Source organism: Corallincola luteus, assembly GCF_004336975.1.
In the GTDB taxonomy this organism is placed as follows: domain Bacteria; phylum Pseudomonadota; class Gammaproteobacteria; order Enterobacterales; family Neiellaceae; genus Corallincola; species Corallincola holothuriorum.
The window spans coordinates 145,475-164,001 of record NZ_SJXE01000004.1; the positions used below are offsets into that span (position 1 = coordinate 145,475).

The 18,527-nt window shown below is 47.5% G+C and carries 19 protein-coding genes and 1 riboswitch; of the genes, 14 read left to right on the top strand and 5 right to left on the bottom strand.

Going from position 1 to position 18,527, the window contains the following annotated elements; genetic code table 11:
- Positions 1–3: 3 nt before the first annotated feature.
- From EZV61_RS10220 to EZV61_RS10240, 5 genes are all read left to right on the top strand, one after another.
- The gene (locus EZV61_RS10220) at positions 4–510 is read left to right on the top strand and encodes a DUF4124 domain-containing protein (protein WP_114336655.1); all 507 of its coding nucleotides are present in this window, start codon (positions 4–6) and stop codon (positions 508–510) included.
- A gap of 138 nt (positions 511–648) precedes the next feature.
- A riboswitch (TPP riboswitch) is annotated at positions 649–751 on the top strand.
- A 46-nt stretch (positions 752–797) separates the two neighbouring features.
- Entirely contained in the window at positions 798–2,990 is a 2,193-nt protein-coding gene (locus EZV61_RS10225) for a TonB-dependent receptor (protein ID WP_131415432.1), read from the top strand.
- Between the two features lie 8 nt (positions 2,991–2,998).
- Complete coding sequence (locus tag EZV61_RS10230; RefSeq protein ID WP_131415434.1) at positions 2,999–3,259, top strand: YkoF family thiamine/hydroxymethylpyrimidine-binding protein; 261 nt, start codon at positions 2,999–3,001, stop codon at positions 3,257–3,259.
- Between the two features lie 11 nt (positions 3,260–3,270).
- Positions 3,271–3,909, top strand: a complete 639-nt coding sequence (pnuC, locus tag EZV61_RS10235) for a nicotinamide riboside transporter PnuC (RefSeq protein ID WP_131415436.1) — start codon at positions 3,271–3,273, stop codon at positions 3,907–3,909.
- Positions 3,894–4,790 (top strand): phosphotransferase, encoded by an 897-nt coding sequence (locus tag EZV61_RS10240; RefSeq protein WP_165569576.1) that lies wholly within the window; start codon positions 3,894–3,896, stop codon positions 4,788–4,790. Before pnuC ends, EZV61_RS10240 begins: the two co-directional genes overlap by 16 nt.
- A gap of 136 nt (positions 4,791–4,926) precedes the next feature.
- On the opposite strand, the gene gltS is transcribed toward EZV61_RS10240, so the two are convergent.
- Entirely contained in the window at positions 4,927–6,159 is a 1,233-nt protein-coding gene (gltS, locus tag EZV61_RS10245) for a sodium/glutamate symporter (protein ID WP_130565563.1), read from the bottom strand.
- A 283-nt stretch (positions 6,160–6,442) separates the two neighbouring features.
- Here gltS and EZV61_RS10250 point away from each other — a divergent pair, with 283 nt between their 5' ends.
- The gene (locus EZV61_RS10250) at positions 6,443–7,630 is read left to right on the top strand and encodes a Bcr/CflA family multidrug efflux MFS transporter (RefSeq protein ID WP_131415440.1); all 1,188 of its coding nucleotides are present in this window, start codon (positions 6,443–6,445) and stop codon (positions 7,628–7,630) included.
- A gap of 96 nt (positions 7,631–7,726) precedes the next feature.
- Positions 7,727–8,425, top strand: a complete 699-nt coding sequence (locus EZV61_RS10255) for a glutathione S-transferase family protein (protein ID WP_131415442.1) — start codon at positions 7,727–7,729, stop codon at positions 8,423–8,425.
- Between the two features lie 63 nt (positions 8,426–8,488).
- On the opposite strand, the gene EZV61_RS10260 is transcribed toward EZV61_RS10255, so the two are convergent.
- Positions 8,489–10,060 (bottom strand): SulP family inorganic anion transporter, encoded by a 1,572-nt coding sequence (locus EZV61_RS10260; protein ID WP_114336663.1) that lies wholly within the window; start codon positions 10,058–10,060, stop codon positions 8,489–8,491.
- Positions 10,061–10,285: 225 nt separating this feature from the next.
- Between EZV61_RS10260 and EZV61_RS10265 the strand changes: the two genes are divergently transcribed.
- The 7 genes from EZV61_RS10265 to EZV61_RS10295 all read left to right on the top strand — a co-directional run bounded on the left by EZV61_RS10265 (position 10,286) and on the right by EZV61_RS10295 (position 15,584).
- On the top strand, positions 10,286–10,489 hold the full coding sequence (locus EZV61_RS10265; protein WP_131415444.1) for a DUF1289 domain-containing protein: 204 nt from the start codon (positions 10,286–10,288) through the stop codon (positions 10,487–10,489).
- Positions 10,490–10,568: 79 nt separating this feature from the next.
- The gene (locus tag EZV61_RS10270; RefSeq protein WP_205695367.1) at positions 10,569–12,218 is read left to right on the top strand and encodes a vWA domain-containing protein; all 1,650 of its coding nucleotides are present in this window, start codon (positions 10,569–10,571) and stop codon (positions 12,216–12,218) included.
- A gap of 12 nt (positions 12,219–12,230) precedes the next feature.
- Positions 12,231–12,767 (top strand): sigma-70 family RNA polymerase sigma factor, encoded by a 537-nt coding sequence (locus EZV61_RS10275; protein ID WP_114336665.1) that lies wholly within the window; start codon positions 12,231–12,233, stop codon positions 12,765–12,767.
- Positions 12,754–13,698 carry a hypothetical protein gene (locus EZV61_RS10280; protein ID WP_131415446.1) on the top strand — a complete coding sequence of 315 codons (945 nt, stop codon included), beginning with the start codon at positions 12,754–12,756 and terminating at the stop codon, positions 13,696–13,698. Before EZV61_RS10275 ends, EZV61_RS10280 begins: the two co-directional genes overlap by 14 nt.
- Before the next feature lie 3 nt (positions 13,699–13,701).
- Positions 13,702–14,337, top strand: a complete 636-nt coding sequence (locus EZV61_RS10285; protein ID WP_131415448.1) for a tRNA-uridine aminocarboxypropyltransferase — start codon at positions 13,702–13,704, stop codon at positions 14,335–14,337.
- Positions 14,328–14,789, top strand: coding sequence for a hypothetical protein (locus tag EZV61_RS10290; protein WP_131415450.1), 462 nt, complete (start codon positions 14,328–14,330; stop codon positions 14,787–14,789). Before EZV61_RS10285 ends, EZV61_RS10290 begins: the two co-directional genes overlap by 10 nt.
- Positions 14,790–14,924: 135 nt before the next feature.
- Positions 14,925–15,584, top strand: a complete 660-nt coding sequence (locus EZV61_RS10295) for a YiaD family glycine zipper/OmpA-like lipoprotein (protein WP_131415452.1) — start codon at positions 14,925–14,927, stop codon at positions 15,582–15,584.
- Between the two features lie 41 nt (positions 15,585–15,625).
- On the opposite strand, the gene EZV61_RS10300 is transcribed toward EZV61_RS10295, so the two are convergent.
- Genes EZV61_RS10300 through EZV61_RS10310 form a run of 3 tightly spaced genes read right to left on the bottom strand, consistent with a single transcriptional unit; the run spans position 15,626 to position 18,503 of the window.
- Positions 15,626–15,943 carry an MGMT family protein gene (locus EZV61_RS10300; RefSeq protein WP_131415454.1) on the bottom strand — a complete coding sequence of 106 codons (318 nt, stop codon included), beginning with the start codon at positions 15,941–15,943 and terminating at the stop codon, positions 15,626–15,628.
- A 6-nt stretch (positions 15,944–15,949) separates the two neighbouring features.
- Positions 15,950–16,759 (bottom strand): SAM-dependent methyltransferase, encoded by an 810-nt coding sequence (locus EZV61_RS10305; protein ID WP_240695185.1) that lies wholly within the window; start codon positions 16,757–16,759, stop codon positions 15,950–15,952.
- Positions 16,743–18,503: a GGDEF domain-containing protein gene (locus EZV61_RS10310; RefSeq protein WP_165569577.1), complete on the bottom strand. Its 1,761-nt coding sequence runs from the start codon at positions 18,501–18,503 to the stop codon at positions 16,743–16,745. Before EZV61_RS10310 ends, EZV61_RS10305 begins: the two co-directional genes overlap by 17 nt.
- Positions 18,504–18,527: the final 24 nt, after the last annotated feature.

Here is an 18,527-nt window from a genome sequence, read left to right on the forward strand (position 1 = left end):
ACAATGAAAAAATATCTTACTCTTCTAGTGCTGCTTATCGTTTGTGCCTGCGCTGGTCCATTCTTTATTAAAGGCCCCGATGGCAAACCATTGCTAACCACCGCAACGATCTTTCCTCAAGATCAAAGTACCGTTTGGCGATACTGGAAAAACCGTATTTTGTTATCGTTTAAAATGCTAAGCCGACAGGCGCAGGAGAAATTAGGTGTCGAAGCTGACGCACCTAACGTGTACCGGTGGCAGGACGAACAAGGCAATTGGCATTACGGAGATGCTGAAGCGGGCAATAAAGCGGGCGCTCAAACCGAGCAAGTAAAACTTAAACCGGCAAAAATTGTTGGGCTTGACGGGCCATTACAGGAAGAAGATAAACCCACCGAAGCACCGGCGGCTGCTGATGGTGTCTCTCTCAGTGAATACACCGAGCGTCTCGGTAATATTAAGGCTGATGCAGAAGAAGCAAAGCGACTAATGGAACAAAGAAACGCTGCGCTGGAAAAATCAGAGTAGAAAACTCAACAGAAACGTCAACTCCTGGCGTTTCTGGTATTGCTCCCCTATTTCATCATTTGCATCAGTTATGGCCCGCCTTAACATGAGCAGTTGTAAAACTATTGCCACTATTTAGTTAAAACTCATTTATAATTGCTCTCGGCCAAGGGGTGTTCTTGTTCAGAACTGAGACATCAATGATGAACCCTTTGAACCTGAACCGGCTGGTACCGGCGTAGGAATGGCGCTTTTCATCGAGCACAAATACCAGCCCCGATCTTCCCCAAAAACTGGTAAATGCATATATGCTCTTTTCCACTCTACCCCGTAAAACTAAGCTTGCCGCCGCCATCATTACCTCTTTGGGTATCCCTCTGCCTGTATTCAGCGCAGCACCTACGGTAGCAGATGAAGATATAGAGCGTATCAAAGTTACCTCCAGCTTCCGCTCCGAGTCACTACAACACTCAGCTTCGAGCATTACTGTTCTAGACAGTAACCTGATCCAAGACGAGGGCGGCGAACATTTTGAAGACCTCTTACACAACGTTGCCAATTTAAGTTGGGCAGGTGGAAGTTCGCGGCCAAAGTACTTTCAAATCCGAGGCGTAGGTGAACAAGAGGAGTATCAAGGCGCTCCCAACAGTTCAGTTGGTTTTGTTGTCGATGACATTGATCTTTCTGGCTTGGGAATGACCTCCAGTCTTTATGACATAGAGCAGGTGGAAGTGTTGCGTGGCCCCCAAGGCACCCGTTTTGGCGCTAATGCCCTAGCAGGTATGATCTATACGACCAGTAATGATCCGACTGACACGAGAGAGTTTGGTGCAGAGATCAGTGGTGGCCAAGAAGACCTATTCAGTTATGCAGGTTTTGCCTCTGGCCCAGTTGATAACAGCGGTGATCTGCTCTACCGCGTTTCGATACAGCAACATAGCGAAAATGGCTTCAGAGATAACGATTATCTCGGTTCAGACGATAGCAACGAACGTGACGAACTAACATTACGTAGTAAGTTTCGCTGGTTTGCGAGTGATGAATTGCAAGTTGATTTAGCCCTGCTCTACGCCAATTTTGACAATGGCTATGACGCTTGGACATTAGACAATAATGGTTTTACCACCCTAACCGACCAACCTGGTAAGGATAAGCAGGAAACAACAGGCGGCTCCCTTAAGCTAAACTGGGAGCTTAATGAATTTGTTGATCTGGTATCAATATCCAGTGCTGCACATACCAATCACCGTCATGCCTATGATGGCGACTGGGCAAATCCAGAATATTGGTCTGCGTTGAGCTGTACTGATTATTATGATGAAAACGGCAATGGCGATTTCACTGACCAGATCCCCTGTCAGTACGACTACACTTGGGACAAACAGGCCACTCGTGACACTTACACTCAAGAAGTTCGCTTGTTATCTACTGAACAATCAAGGCTTTTTAGCGGCACTACCGACTGGTTGACTGGGTTGTATATACAACACTTAGAGGAAGATAATGACCTGGAAAGCTACTATAACGGCTTCCCCGATCTGTTCCTGCAGAGTGACTACGAAGCAACTAGCATTGCGCTATTTGGTCAGTTAGATACACAGCTCAATGCCGCAGCCAGTTTGTCATTAGGACTTAGAGTAGAACAGCGCGACGCTTCATACGATGACAATGGTGGTGACTCCTTTGATCCAGACGAAACGATGTGGGGCGGCCACATCACACTCAACTACTTAATCAATGAACGCTGGCAAAGTTACGGCAAACTGGCGCGCGGATATAAGGCTGGAGGATTCAACACCGGTTTACCCGATGATTTCAGTGACAACCGAGAGTTCGACAGTGAAACACTGGATAATCTTGAATTCGGCATAAAGGGATACTGGCCAGAGCAGCAAGTATCAGTGCAGGCTGCCCTGTTTTATATGCATCGAGACGATCAACAAGTGGAAGCCTCTACTCAAGATCCGAACAACCCTCAGCGCTTCTTCCTATATACCGCGAATGCAACCAATTCCGATAGCTATGGCTTAGAGTTAGAAACGTCTTGGCAAGCGACGGATAATCTTACCCTGTACTCAAGTCTAGGCTTATTAGATACTGAATTTGACGACTATGTCGTCACCCAAGCAGATGGCTCTGAGCTCGATCTATCTGGTCGGGAATTAGCACATTCTCCCAATTATCAGTTCAGTATTGGAGCCACGTGGCGTAACGATGAAGGCTGGTTTGCCAATATCAACTTGAACGGCTCTGATGGCTATTACTACTCAGATAATCACGATCAGAAAGCTGACAGCTACGAGTTGCTTAACGCACGTTTAGGCTATGAAAAAGAAGATTGGTCCGTGTATCTGTGGGGCAGAAACATCACAGACGAAAAGTATGGTGTCCGTGGCTTCTACTTTGGGAACGAACCCGATCAGGATTGGGCTCCCAAACTTTATGAACGCTACGGCGATCCGCAACAATTCGGTGTTACTTTCCGCTATCACTATCTATAGGAATTATCATGAAAACGGCCGTCGAAATTAGTCTCTACCCGCTACAGGATAACTACATCGATATCATCAAGTGGTTTATTGGTCGCTTAGATGCTTACCCCGAATTGGAGCGTAAAACCAATGGCATGAGCACTCAAATTCAAGGCGACCACAATGCCATTATGACTATTTTAAGTGATGAGATGGCGAACGCCTATGAGAAATGGGGACGCGGTGTGTTTGTGTGTAAGTTTATTCCCGGCGGGGTCAATCTTGACCATAGTGAATAGCGTCATATCTGATGACTGAACAATCTTTTTCATGGTGGCAGCAAGCGATAAACCAACTTCATGGTATGTGGGGATGGGAGTTGGTGGCTGTCATACTTGCTCTGGCCTACCTAATACTAGCGATGAACCGCAACCAATGGTGCTGGCCTGCTGCATTCGCGAGCACACTCATATATACCGTGCTTTTTTGGCAAGTTGCACTACTCATGGAATCAGCCCTAAATGTCTACTACATGATAATGGCGATTTATGGCTTTTATATCTGGCACAGGGACACGGCTGAGAACCAACAACTAATGGTTATATCTTGGTCAGGGCAAAAGCACTTTGCTATCGTCAGCGTAGTCACTCTGCTTTCTTTGATTGCAGGCTACCTGATGTCTACCTACACCCATGCTGAGTTTGCGTACTTAGATGCCGCGACCACCTGTTTTGCAGTTTACACCACCTACCTTGTCGCCATCCGTGTGCTACAAAACTGGTTGTATTGGATAGTTATCGATGGCGTATCGATCTATCTTTATTTCGAAAAAGGCCTCTATCTAACCGCGTTGCTTTTCGTTATCTACATTGTGTTGGCAATACTGGGCTACTTCAGCTGGCAACGTAAGCATAGGCAGCAGGAACTATCACAGTGTCATCAGAGCTGATCGCCAGAGACTGCTTAGCGCGCGTTCCTCAAGCGCTTCTTTGTGGGCCACAGGAGAGCTTATCCATAAGCCCACTCAATCAAGGCCTTGGCAATACGGTCTTTGCCATCAGCCAGGGGGATAAGCCGCCTAAACAAGTCCTACGCCTTCTCAATCAAAACTTGGCGCTGATTAATCGCCACAATGAAGCTTTGGTCTGGCAACGATGCGCTGATATAGGTATCGCACCCGCACTCCTGTTCTGGAGTCATGAGCATCAATTCTGTGTCACAGACTATGTATGCCAACAAACGCCTTTCGTATTGGATATAGAGGCTCTGAGCCGCTTATTGGTTCGTCTGCATGCTTTACCTGCGCTGCCCACCACGTCATATTCATATCAGCACCGCGTTGAATACTACTGGAATAACCTGACTGAAAAATCGCATGCTCAGTGGCTCACTGCGCTGAAGCCGTATATCACTCAAATACCAAACATCGTCAGTTCAATTGAACAGAGTAAACTGCCCTCGTGTGTTTGCCATCACGACTTAACACCTGAGAATATTTTGATCGGCAACGACAGAATGCAGTTAATCGATTTTGAGTATGCAGATCAAGGTCATCCACTATTTGACCTTGCCAGCGCAACCGACGCGCTAGATAGCTACAATAGTGACCTGTTATGGCGACATTACGCAGCACAACGGGGCATTAGTACGAGTAATCGGAACGAACAATTAGCGTGGCAGAGCGCACAAACGCTATACACGTTACTCAGTCTATTGTGGGTATTGTCGGAGCAAGTCGTTCATTATCGATGCGAACAACGCGCATCAACACTGAACCTTCTTGCCAAACGCTATATGCAACGGCTCTCCAACAACGATTTTTCGTTATAGCAACAGAAAGACGCCGTCGAACGCCGCGCCGGAACCCTACTCTGGGCTCGATAAACACCTGCCACTCCCTGCGGCGTCACAGATTAGCTAATAAAAAGCAGGAAAAGCAGCCCAAGCCACCTTCCCTGCTGGTTTGCTAAAAGTTTGCCAAAAAGAATGGGATCATCAGTGCATTCACCAAATCAATAAAGAATGCACAAACCAAAGGCACAATAATAAACGCCAAATGGGATGTACCATAACGCTGTGAGACTGCAGACATATTCGCCATGGCTGTGGGAGTGGAGCCCAGGGAGATACCACCAAAACCGGAGCACACAACCGCTGCGTCATAGTTTTTACCCATGGCAGGAAAGATAACAAAGATGTTAATCAATATTGCCATGACAAATTGCGCAGCGAGGATGGTAAACATAGGGCCAGCAAGATCGATTAAGCTCCATAACTGCATGCTCATCAAAGACATCGCTAAAAAAGTACCCAATGCCAGATCAGCGATTAATGCGACTTCAGGTGTTCTTGAGGGCCACTTGGTACCGCTGATCCGAGGAAAAGAATCAGGTAACAAGTTAGTAATTAGTATACCGGCGAACAGACAGGTCACAAACAGAGGTAATTGCAAGCCAAGTGAAGCAACACCTTCGTTCAAGAACATACCTAAAATGGCGCTGATATGAATAGCAAGCACGGCATCGAGGAAACCAAACGCGGTGATGTTTTGTCCGCCCGCTTTTTCATCAACAACACCAATATCTATCGGCGCTTGCTGCGCTGGTTTAAGATCATGTCGATTAATAAGGTACTTGGCAATTGGACCGCCCATCAGACTGGCCAATATCAAACCAAAAGTGGCACTGGCAATACCGATCTCCATGGCATTCGAAATACCAAACTCTTCACTGATGCGAGGAGCCCACGCGATAGCAGTACCATGCCCACCAATCAGCGAGACCGAACCACTGAGCATACCCACAGCGCCTTCAAGCCCAAAAGCTGCAGCGACACCTATCCCCGTTAGGTTCTGAATGACCATATAGCTAACGGTCAGCCCCAGCAGAATAACCAAGGGCAAACCGCCTTTAAGCAGGTCTTTCAGGCTGGCGTTAATACCTATGGTGGTAAAGAAATAGATCAGCAGTACATCTCTGGCCTGCAGATCAAACTGTACTTCCACACCAAATAGCCCATAAACAATACCAATAAGGATAGAAATAAGTAGTCCACCGGTAACAGGCTCTGGAATACTAAACTCTTTGAGAAACCCGATCGCACTGTTCAGCCGTCGACCAATAAACAGAACCACAATCCCGATTGTTACAGTAAGGTATGAATCTAAACTTAGTACGCCGTCGATAAACGTTAATTCCATAATTCCCCCATTATCAACCCCTTTGAAAACGTTTGTTTGGGTCTCGTCGACGCTTTCGCCGAACTCGGTTATGCAGTTGAGTCTATCAGCTCTGTTACAAATCGTTACTGTAAAACTAAATAATTCAGATCTTTAACTCCACTAGGCGGTTAGAATGAACCAGTTACGACCACCTTTACTGCACTATAGTTACAAGCGGTATAGCAACATGCGCCGTAAAACAACCTAACGTAGTTTCGGCTATACAAAACTCTTACCTGATAATTAAGGATGCGCTTCTATTATGTGGCGGAGCGTTCTACTTCTTGCCTCTATCGTTGCACTGACTCCCCTTGCTATCGATATGTATTTGCCAGCGATGCCAAGTATGGCGCGCGATTTTTCTACGCCGTTAAGCACCATTCAGGGTTCAATGAGTACATTTTTGATCGGCTTTGCCATCGGGCAGCTGATTCACGGTCCGTTAACCGATGCATTGGGCCGACGCCCCATCGCCCTGCTCGGTTTAACGATCTTTTCGTTGTCCAGTTTTTATCTCGCTAACGTTACTACGCCTAACGAATTCCTTTGGGTCAGAGTGTTACAAGCACTCGGCGGCGCATCCGGCTCCGTGGTCATCAACGCGATCATTACTGATCGCTATCGTGGACATGAAGCGATCGTAGTGCGTTCAACCATTATTATGGTGATGACGTTAGCGCCAATGTTAGCACCGACATTAGGCGGCATGCTGCTACACTTTTTCGGCTGGCGGAGTATTTTTGTGTTCTTAGGTGCTTGGTCATTAATGGTGCTGCTATGGAGCTTTTTTGCGCTCAAAGAATCAAACAAACATAGACATGCGCTTAACTTTGGCAACATAAAGAACAACTACCTTAGCGTAGTAAAACGGCCATTATTGTGGCCTTGGTTGCTTGGTATGGCGCTCAATAGTGGCGCTTTCTTTGCCTTTCTAACGGCTTCGCCTTATGTCTACATTGAAGTATTAAAGATCGATCCACAGAATTTTGGTTTTTACTTTGGGGCTAACGTGGTGGTGATGATGTTAGGAGCCGCGTTTAATAGCCGTTTAGCACGACTATTTGGCCCAAGAACCGTGCTACGTAAGGCGCAACACTGTCAGTTGGCAGCTATTTCAACATTAGCTATATGTGTCTCCATGGACATCGTCTCCCTTTGGCTCCTTGTCCCTTTATGTGCAATATTTATGGGGTTAAATAGTTTTGTATTTCCCAACGCCAGTAGCCTGTTACTAGAGAGGTTTAGCATGAACGCTGGTTCGACATCGGCGCTGCTTGGTGCGACTCAATTCGCTATGGGCGCGCTATTTAGTATCGCTGTTGCCCAGGGCCATGGCGACGGTGCAGCGCCAATGGTCATAGCCATGTTCTTCGGTGGTTTATGCGCCCATATACTGATTGGGCGAGGATTGAAATTACTCGCACCCGGTGATGTAAAACAACACGCTTAGCCAAACTGTGTGTTAAGTAATACTTTGAACATAAAACAATCAAAATCTAAGAACACTTCGCTATGATATCCCCATAATTAGAGTGAAGGCTGTCAAATGATTGATCTGTACCAGTTTCCTCCCTCTTTGGGCGTGCCTAATGCGAGTTCATTGTGCCTTAAGCTTGAGACCTTTTTAAAAATTGCAGGACTAGATTACCGCAACCATTACGGGGCAGATCTGCGCAACGCGCCCAAAAGCAAAATGCCCTACGTTGTTATGAACGGTAAGGTACTAGGCGATTCAGAGCTTATCATTGAACATTTGCTAGCTAACGAGGCAAAGCAAGTTGACGCGTGGCTAACTCAAGAGCAAAAGGCGATCTCTAAGAGCTTCTCCCGTTTATGTAATGAGCACCTTTACTGGGTGCTGGTCTATAGCCGCTGGCAGGACGACACCGGATGGGCGCACATAAGGCAGGAGTTCTTTAAACCACTTCCTGGAATTATCCGTCCATTAGTAGCTACTGTACTCCGCAGGAAGATAAAGCGTGACCTTTGGGGTCAAGGGTTGTCTAGGCACTCAGCAAAAGAGATATGGCAGATTGCTGATAAGGATTTACAAGCATTGTCTTTCTACCTGGCAGATAAGCCATATATGATGGGCGAGCAACCCTGCAGTGTTGATGCCAGCGTATTCGGCGTACTCGCCAACGTATGTCTCTCCAAGCCATCAACCCCCCTCACACAACTGAGCCATAACTATCCAAACTTAAACCAATATTGCGATAGGATGATGGCGCGTTTCTACGAGTAGCGGATACAAAAAAGTCAGCCCATAGGCTGACTTTTTTGAAATGACGCAGTTAAAACCGAAGCGTTAGTCTAACTTGTCAGCAGCAACATGATATGACGGATCTTCAATCACATTCACTTCAACCAAGTTACCCGCTTTACTTAACAACATTCGACATTCAGCACTTAAATGGCGCAGGTGCAAACGTTTACCTTCCGCTAAGTATTTTTCGGCGATCGAATCAATCGCTTCCAAGCCAGAGTGATCACATACCCTCGCCCGTTTAAACTCAATAACGACATCATCAGGATCGTTTTTCGGATCGAACAACTCTTTAAAATCACTGACTGAACCAAAAAATAGCGGTCCATCCAGTTTATAGATCTTCCAGCCATCTTTATCGATAGAATCCCTGACACCGATATGTTTAGCGTGCTCCCAGGCAAAAACTAACGCAGCGACGATAACACCGACAACAACGGCGATCGCCAGATCTGTCACCACAGTTACACCAGATACCAGGATCAGCACAAATGCGTCATGCCTCGGCACCTTGCTCAAAATACGGAAACTAGACCATTCAAATGTTGCGATTACCACCATAAACATCACACCGACCAGCGCGGCGATGGGGATCTGTTCGATCAGCGGTGCCCCCCACAAAATGAAGCCAAGCAAGAATAAGGCTGCGGCGATACCAGATAAACGACCCCGACCACCTGAGCTGACATTGATCATACTTTGCCCGATCATGGCACAGCCACCCATGCCACCAAAACTACCCGTCACGACGTTAGCCACACCCTGTGCGACACACTCTTTATTACCTTTACCGCGGGTATCTGTCATATCGTCAATCACAGTCACGGTTAGCAATGACTCGATCAAACCAATTGCAGCGAAGATAATTGAATAAGGTAAGATTAACTGCAGCGTTTCCCAGTTCAACGGCACCTGGGGCAACGCAAAACTTGGTAGTTCACCAGCGATACTAGCGAGGTCACCAACGCGCTTGGTGTCTAAATCAAACATCAAAACAACCACACTAACAGTCACAATCGCTACCAGAGCAGATGGAATCGCTTTAGTGAATCGGGGTAGAAAGTGGGTGATCGCCATTGTAATACCCACGGCTCCCAACATGAGGACAAGTTGCATCCCACTTAGCCAGTCACCAGATAACCAGCCCCACTTCCCTTCCGGTGTAAATGACTGTAATTGTGGCAGTTGAGCAAGGAAGATGACAATAGCCAGACCGTTAACGAAACCAAGCATTACAGGTGTCGGCACCATACGAATGAACTTGCCCAGTTTTAACGCCCCAGCTGTGATCTGAATAAAGCCCATCAAAACCACTGACGCGAAGAGGTATTGCACACCTGCATCCGCACCATAGCGCCGAGTAGCTTCGGCCACTAGCGCCACCATCACAACAGCCAAAGCCCCGGTTGCCCCAGAGATCATGCCTGGGCGACCACCGATACAAGCCGTGATCAAACCGACCATAAATGCTGCATACAATCCCACCAGCGGGTGCACACCAGCAACAAAGGCGAACGCGACTGCTTCAGGGATCAGGGCCAAAGCCACTGTCAAACCTGAGAGCAAATCCGCCCGTGGATTTTGCGTTAAAGATGCAAATAACTTGGATAACATTTAAGACCCGACACTTTTTGAAGTAGCTCACAAAAACAGCCGCGTATGCTAACAGAATGTGACATAAAACGCAGCGTCTATTTCTTTTAGGCTAGCTGCATAGTAGTCCACATTAACCGTGCCAAAACACTTACTGACCTCTATTAGTGACAAATAATAAAGATCTGGCATTCTTTAGCTTAAGACAGATTAGTCGTCACGCTATCTAACAGATAAGAACCGAAGATGAACAACACCCCCACGCCTAAGCAGATAGTTTCCCCTTGCATTGGCAACTGCAAGCTCATCGATAATGCGTGTATTGGCTGTAAGCGCACGTTAATTCAGATCACTAACTGGCGCTCGATGTCCTCACAACAGCGGGATCAAATCATCAGTGAACTCAATAAAAAGCGTTCGTTGGCACCGTTGCAGACTTCAGCACCCTAATTACATTCGCAAACAGATTGCCCCAGATCCCATTCGCCGCGTTTAACAGGGAAACAGCGCGAACAACTAAGGTGATCAAATGCGCCACATTATCCTGCTTTCAATTATTACGGGTGTATTCACCACGGCATGTAGCTATTACAACGAAACCGATAACGAGGAAACGGCCGGTAACGCCGTGGAAGCGGAGATCCAGGCGCGACAAGTAGCGATGGAAAAACGGCAACAAAAGTCCGTTGCCCACAGTGATATGAGTATAGCCTTGGTCATGCCCCGTCCTGCTCGCCAAGCACCCGCAGAAAAAAATCGAGAAAACTATCAGGCATACACCTCAAATCCTATTACTAAGGTTCTCGAGCAACCTGTTTCGACTTTCTCCATTGACGTCGACACCAGCAGCTATAGCAATGTGCGTCGTATCTTAAATCAGGGGGCCTTGCCTAATCATCACGCTGTTCGCGTAGAAGAGATGGTGAATTATTTTAGTTATGACTACCCGGCCCCGAACTCAGTAGAGCAACCCTTCACCGTCAGTACGGAAATAGCCCCTTCGCCTTGGGACAATGATCGTTTACTTCTCCAGATCGGTTTAAAAGGGTATGAGCTCAGTAGCAATAAGGCATTACCACCCGCCAACTTAGTTTTCCTGGTTGATGTCAGTGGCTCTATGCAAAGTGAAGCCAAGCTGCCTTTGGTCAAACGATCATTGCGAATGCTGGCATCGCAAATGCGAGACATAGATACGCTGTCGCTCGTTGTCTATGCAGGTCAAGCGGGCATCGTTTTGTCACCCACCACAGGCGATCAAAAAGCAACCATTTTTCAAGCGATTGACCAGCTTGAAGCGGGTGGTTCAACCAATGGCGAAGCTGGCATTATGTTGGCGTATCAGTTGGCCGAAGATGCACTAGTGGCAGACGGTGTTAACCGCATCATATTGTGTAGTGACGGCGATCTTAATGTTGGTACCACCAATATTGACGCGCTAAAACAGCTGGTGGCTCGAAAGCGCGAGGATGGCATCAGTCTCACCACACTGAGCTTTGGCCATGGTAACTACAACGACGAATTGATGGAACAGATTGCTGATGTCGGTAACGGAAACGCTGCCTATATTGATACGCTGCTGGAAGCTAAGAAAGTGCTGATAGATCAGATGGGCGGTACTTTGCTAACGATCGCCAAGGATGTAAAGATCCAAGTAGAATTTAATCCCTCCCACGTTCTTGAATATCGTCTGATTGGTTACGAGAATCGGATGCTATCAAATGATGAGTTTAATAATGACAAAGTAGATGCCGGTGATATTGGCGCAGGTCACACAGTGACGGCCCTGTACGAGCTCACCATGGTCGATGCAAAACAACCTTCCACAGACCCGTTACGTTACCAAAATGAGCATCAACCACAACCAAGCAAGAGTGAAGAAATTGCGTTTATTAAGTTGCGATATAAGCAGCCAGAAAGCAAACAGTCATTGCTGATTGAACGCCCTGTCACTGCCGACCAGATTAAGAATCCAGCCGCTGTTAGCAATAACTTTAAACTGGCAACCGCGGTCGCTGCGTTTGGACAAAAGTTACAAGGGGGGAAATTTATTGGTGATTTCGATTATGATGCCATTCTGACATTGGCTAATCCGGCCAGCGAGACAAACGCCACACCGCTTCAGAGCCAATTCATCGAACTAGTTGAGCTGGCGAAGCTTAATAGCGAATCAGGTGTATAAGGAGCAGGTGCAATGACCGAGATGGTCACCGATGAACAGTTGATGCAGCGTTTCGCCAAAGGTGATTCGACCGCGTTTAATCGACTGTTCAGTCGTTATAAACAGCGTCTATACGGCTTTCTAAGGCAACAGCTGCCGGGCGCGTTAGCAGATGAACTATGCCAAGAGACATGGGAATCGGTTATTCGGCACTCTGCAAGTTATCAACCAACAGCAAAGTTTCAAACCTACTTGTTCACCATAGGTCGTCGTAAAGTGATCGACCACTGGCGGACACAGAAGCCCAGCGAATCGCTTGATGATAATTTGCTCTACACCACTGGGCCCGAAGTGCGGCTAGCCAGTGAACAAACCGCCAGCGCCTTGATGACGCAAGTTGCCGCACTGCCTTTCGTTCAAAAAGAAGCATTTTTGCTCAAAGAATCAGGCATGAGTGTACAGGAAGTCGCGGATATTACCGGCGTGGGTTATGAAACAGCAAAAAGCAGACTAAAACTGGCATTTAGAAAACTTCGTTCAACACTGGAGGCCCAATATGCAGAGGCCTGATTATGAATTCGAAAAGTACCTGGATGGCGATCATCCAATATCTCAGCAGTTCCAGAAGGAACAAACGGCTGAGCCATCGATGCCAGCTGATCTCGAGCAAAGCATACTCAGCATGGCTCATAAAAGCGCGCGGCGACGCTCTCCTCAGTGGCGCTGGTTAGCCATTGCCGCCAGCTTCGTTCTGGTATCGGTGATCTATCGCGGTAGCGAATGGGCGATAGTGGACAGTCTGACACCATCCGAAACCATGCCTCTGAGTTTTGACGAAGTAGCACAACTTAAGCCGGTACCGCAAAATACCGGCGGAGGCCCAGGCGAGGTAACGCTTGCGAAAAAGTCGATGCGAAGCCAACAAGCTATCGTTGCGGAATCCGAGATTGCAATGCCGATAGTCCCTGACAGTAAGGCGAAGTTTCATGCGCAGTTAAGACCGTCTGGTGATACCGATCTAAGCTATCTGGTCGCCGCAGCGCCAGCAGCAGTAGGCGAATATCAATCTGGCTTAAACAAGCAATGTCTGTTATCTCAGTTCGACCGATATACAGAACAACAGTTGGCATTAGAGCAATGGTCGAGACATTGGTTACAGATGCGCTATCCACAGTTGGCGCAGTTGGCGGTTGCACGCCAAGAGCAACGCAGTTGGAAGCTTCAGTTCGAACAGCAGTTAGTTCGACAGGTCGGTAGAGATGCGCCACAGGCTTTGCCAGCGGCTTTGCCATTCGCCGATTGGGCGGCAAGCTTTGACACCGATACACTAGAAGCAGCTTGCCAAAGTAACGGTGCGCTCTGCGCGTCACTCGCGTCTTGGCAATACCAGCTAGCGCAACAACCTGAAACTCTGGCAGAAGGATTCAGCGACCTGTTCCGCTCAACAGAGTATCAGAGCAAACTACAAGCCATACCGGCACACGTGGAAGGTTGTCAGTAGTCGATGCCCAAGCAACCTGAAGAGAAACGACAGCGCTGTTTGGTGTGCCACTATCCGCGCAAAACCTGCGTTTGTGCTTGGGTCTCTCGAACGCAAAACAAAACGCAGGTCTACGTTTTGCAGCACCCGAGTGAGGTTAATAAGGCAAAAGGCACTGTACGACTGCTGCAACTGGCGCTGAGTAATATCAAAGTGGTGGTTGGCGAATCGGAAAGCGATTTCACCTCACTACGAGATGAAATAGTTAAACAGGCGGCCCAAGGAACAAGCGTCGCGGTTCTGTTTCCCACGGACAGCTCAATCTCAGTAGAACATTGGGGCGCCACTGTTGCTCTGCGCCAGCCACAAGCTATCATCGTACTCGATGGAACTTGGCGTAAAGCGCTGAAACTTTACCATCACAACCCTTGGCTAGCCCAATTTAGAAGTATTGTTCTAAGCACCGCCAGCGAGTCACAATACACCATAAGAAAAGCCCCTAAACCGGAACAGCTGTCAACACTCGAGGCCGTAGCTTGCACGCTTGAACACTTAGAAGAGTTCAATACGCAGCCGCTCTATCGGGTATTCGAAGCAATGATTACTCAGCAGATGAAGATGATGCCCGCCGAAGTGAAAGGAAGGTACCGATGCGGCTAGTACGTTACCTGTTATCCGCCTCACAAGTGATCGCTCTGTTAGTCTTGTTGCTTCCAAATGGCTTTGCCAACACCATTGAATTGAAGCCCTTCACAACTGATGGATGCAGCCTCTTCCCCGACGGTACACTTATGCAACGAACGCTTTGGCTAGCCTGTTGTGAATCTCACGACATTGCCTACTGGATGGGCGGAACATCGAAGCAACGTGTCGAAGCTGATTTAGCATTAAAACAGTGTGTCGCCGATATAGGTGAACCCATGGTTGCCGAGCTCATGCTAAACGGTGTACGTATTGGAGGCACTCCTTTCTTACCCACGCAATTTCGTTGGGGATACGGCTGGCCATACCCAAGAGGCTACGAACCATTAACAGCGAAAGAAAAACAAGAGGCAAGCCAACTTCTGCGAACTTTTATGCAACTAAAAGACTCGAACAAAAAGGTAAACTAGGCCGTTTCGCCCAACTTTATCCAACACTTTTGTCATGGTATGGTTCAAATCTGATATGGCCTGCCCATTTTTCTAATTAGAAAACGATTTTGTTATAAATTTTAAATCATCTATTTGTATTTTAAGGCTTTAAATATGCGTTCAGTTATAACCTCTACAATTTTGATATCTGTATTAGCGCTCTCTGGCTGTCAGACAACACGGCAAAACGCCATAACAGGGGAAGAAGAAACTAACTCAACCACGAAAGGCGCGCTTTTAGGTTGTGCTGGCGGTGCACTGCTTGGTGCCATGATTAAAGATAAAAAAGCCGCGGCGATCGGTTGTGTGGCCGGGGGAGCAACAGGTGGCGCCATCGGTTATCAACTAGACGAACAGGAGGCGGCACTGCGCAAAGAGTTGGTTAATAGTGGTGTTCAGGTGCAGCGAGAAGATGACCGCATACGCTTAATTATGCGTGATCAAATCGCATTTGAAACAGGTAAATCCAGCCTGAGCCCAGCCATTTACAACCCGCTCAATAGCGTAGCTAAGGTACTCGGTGAGTTCGATGACACCGAACTGGTTATCAGTGGCCACACTGATAGCACAGGCTCAGATGCAATAAACGATCGGTTATCCAATGAACGCGCTATGGCTGTTCTGGTATATATGCGTGGTGTTGGTGTAGAGAGCCGGAAAATGCACGCTCAAGGCTACGGTAAGCGTATGCCAATGTGTAGCAACGACACGCAAGATGGTCGCGCATGTAACCGCAGAGTTGAATTGGAATTAATCCCCGCTTCAAAGAGCTAATGCCATGCTTGGTGCCAATAGCAAGTCAGACATAAAACTGGCTATTGGTGCCAAGCATATCGCTTCATATCGACGCGCCCTCGCCTCACCAGCACCCCCTCCTTTGTCAAGCAGGCTATCTGGCGACGTTCAGAGTCTGAGCCCGACATAAAGGCTAACCGCCCATCGGCTTTAATCACCCTATGCCAGGGCAAAGTTGAAGACGGTGGCAAATTACGCAGTACTCTACCTACATATCGCGCATAGCCAGGCAAGCCAGCGCGCTTTGCTACATCGCCATAGCTAGCGACCGTACCAACGGGAATTGCTGAGACGACCTGCCAAATTCGTTGATTCAATGTATCACTTGCTTCAGGCATAGCTACTTACAACAGGGCATCTTCAGTCACGCCAAGCGATGCTAATGCTTCATGATCCGCTAGCCACTCGAGTTTAGGCGGGATCACTAAGGTAGTAATAGTTTTAAAACTGGCATTGGGTAATTCAGATAAAGGCAACCTTTCTTCGCGATGCCCCTCAATGGGTAGAACTGCCGCTTCATAAAGGATCACTTCATGTTCTGGTTCATACCAACGCAACAACTTGGTCACGAGTGCCTGTACACGATCGCTATAAGTGTGAAACTGAGTGCACGTCAGATCGCCGACCACACCAATTTGCCAAAGCACCACCAAAGCCGACGGATCTAACGGTCGCTGATAAACTAAGAATTGTGTCGCCTCATAGGACTGCAAACCACTCATGCCAGGATCTAAACCTAGATCAGCATACAAGCAGGCGTCTGCAGAGATCGCGGGTTCCATAATCGCTTCATAGCCCTCTTCCCTCGCCTGCTTAATAGCGGCGTGAGGCACATCAGCGAAAACCCCCGGGTGACCATAAAAGATAGCGCATACATTCTTTCCTGCTCGTAAAGGCTCCAGTATAGCGAGTTCCATTTCCCGATAGGTTTGCCTGCGATCTTTCTCTCCATCTTTGCCATACAACAGCGAAAGGTCTATCAACGCCGGATACTTGCCTTTTAACCAGGTCAACGAAAAATCATCCATCATCGCCAACACAACATCTGCTTTATCAAGTTCCGACTCGACGCGTCGAGTCAAATGACGACCTAACTGTATCCCAAACCCAGTGATCACCAATTTACCTCTAAGCAAATTATTCGCCTTTAACAATGGCTAACTCCTTGTCGCTCTTCGCCGGGTTCTCTTCAATCTCGCGGTACAAAGAGATGCGGTTACGACCACTATTTTTCGACGCGTATAACGCTTGATCGGCTTGTTCTACCAGTTCACTTAATGTAATAGCTTGTCCTTCAGCAACCGATATACCGAAGCTTAATGTAATCGTGACAGTCCTGTTTTCAGCCTGAATAGGTCGTAAGGCGCTTTTGCATCGCTCAGCAATATGCATCGCCTGCTGATAACTGGCCCGCGGTAAAAACAATACGAACTCTTCGCCACCGGCTCTGGCGATAATGTCATGACCGCGTAATCCCTCTTTTAGCTGATTCGCTACCGTTTGCAATACGCGATCACCGATACGGTGACCATAACTGTCATTGACAGCTTTAAAGTGATCGATATCCGCCATAATTACTGCAAAGGGTTCGCTACAAGCCAAACTGGACTTAAGCAGTTTCTCGCCATGCTCATAGGCATGTCTGCGGTTAAACACTTTCGTTAAACCATCAACTTCGGAGAGTTGGCGATAATATAAATTTCGTTGCCGATAGCGAGTCAGCGCCATCAACAGCACAATCAATAGCAATACTGCGCCAGCTAAAATAGAGGCCAATAACCAGCGTTGTTGATTTATAGTGTGCTCACGCAACGTCAACAGTACTTTATCTTTTTCAAGCAGCTCTAGCTGTTGCGCTTGCTGCTCAGTTTCAAATTCTGTCTGCAGGTAAGCGATACGCATCGCCTTGTTGTCATCCATCACTTTCTGCACCGCGACCATATACTGGCGATAGTAGATAAGTGCGGATTTCAGATCCCCTTGCTGTTCACTTAACTCAGCAGCGAGCAGAAAAGGTTGTTGTAACTCGTCCCAAAGGTTGTTTTCTATCGCGTTGGGGATCAAGGATGCTAACATCGCTAATGATGTTGCTGGCGTACCGAGTTCTACGGCCAAACTGGCTTTGGCTAAACGGGTATTTATCACGCCATAGAGGTAGTTGAGCTCAACAAAATCATTTTCCGCCAGCTCGTAGTGCTCTAAGGCTTGCTCATAAGCTAAGCGATTCACATAAACATCCGCTATCACGCTGTGGGCATTGGCAGCATAAAGCTTTTCTGAAGATAACTGGCAATACCCTAACTGTTGCTCTGCTGTCTTTAATGCGGCGTCATACCGTGACATGTTGAGGTAGATGACCGAAGCGGTCTTCGCCACCATGCAACGTTCACTATCTGTCACACCATCCGCAATCGTCGATATAGCTACCGCCTGCTCGACATATTGCAACGCCTTGTCATGAGCACTAGCACGGGAAAACAGCTCCGCAGCCAAGCTTAATATAATGAGTTTGGCATTATCCGATGTCACTTTCGGCAGAAGCTGTAGTGCATAATTTAGATAAGAGAACGCTCGGCTATAGTCGCTTTCCAGGTCAGCTATCTGACTCAACAGATGGTAAGCGCGTAATTCCTGAGAAGGTGTCAAATCACTATAAAACAGCTCAGAAAGTCGATGCTTAGCAGATTCATATTCCCCACGCAGCGCATGTTGGTGAGCCTGCAACAAAGCCAACCGAACGGACTGTGTCGTAGTTAGGGTAGGATCAGTTTGCAAACGACTGATTAAGGCCCTCACTTGCTCTGTATCGCTAACTCGAAGACGTTCGGCCTGCTCTAACAGCGCTTCTGAATCAGTAAGCTGGGCACTCGTTAGTGACGGTGCCAGTAAAACCAGCACCACCATAACCTTGACAAATGTATT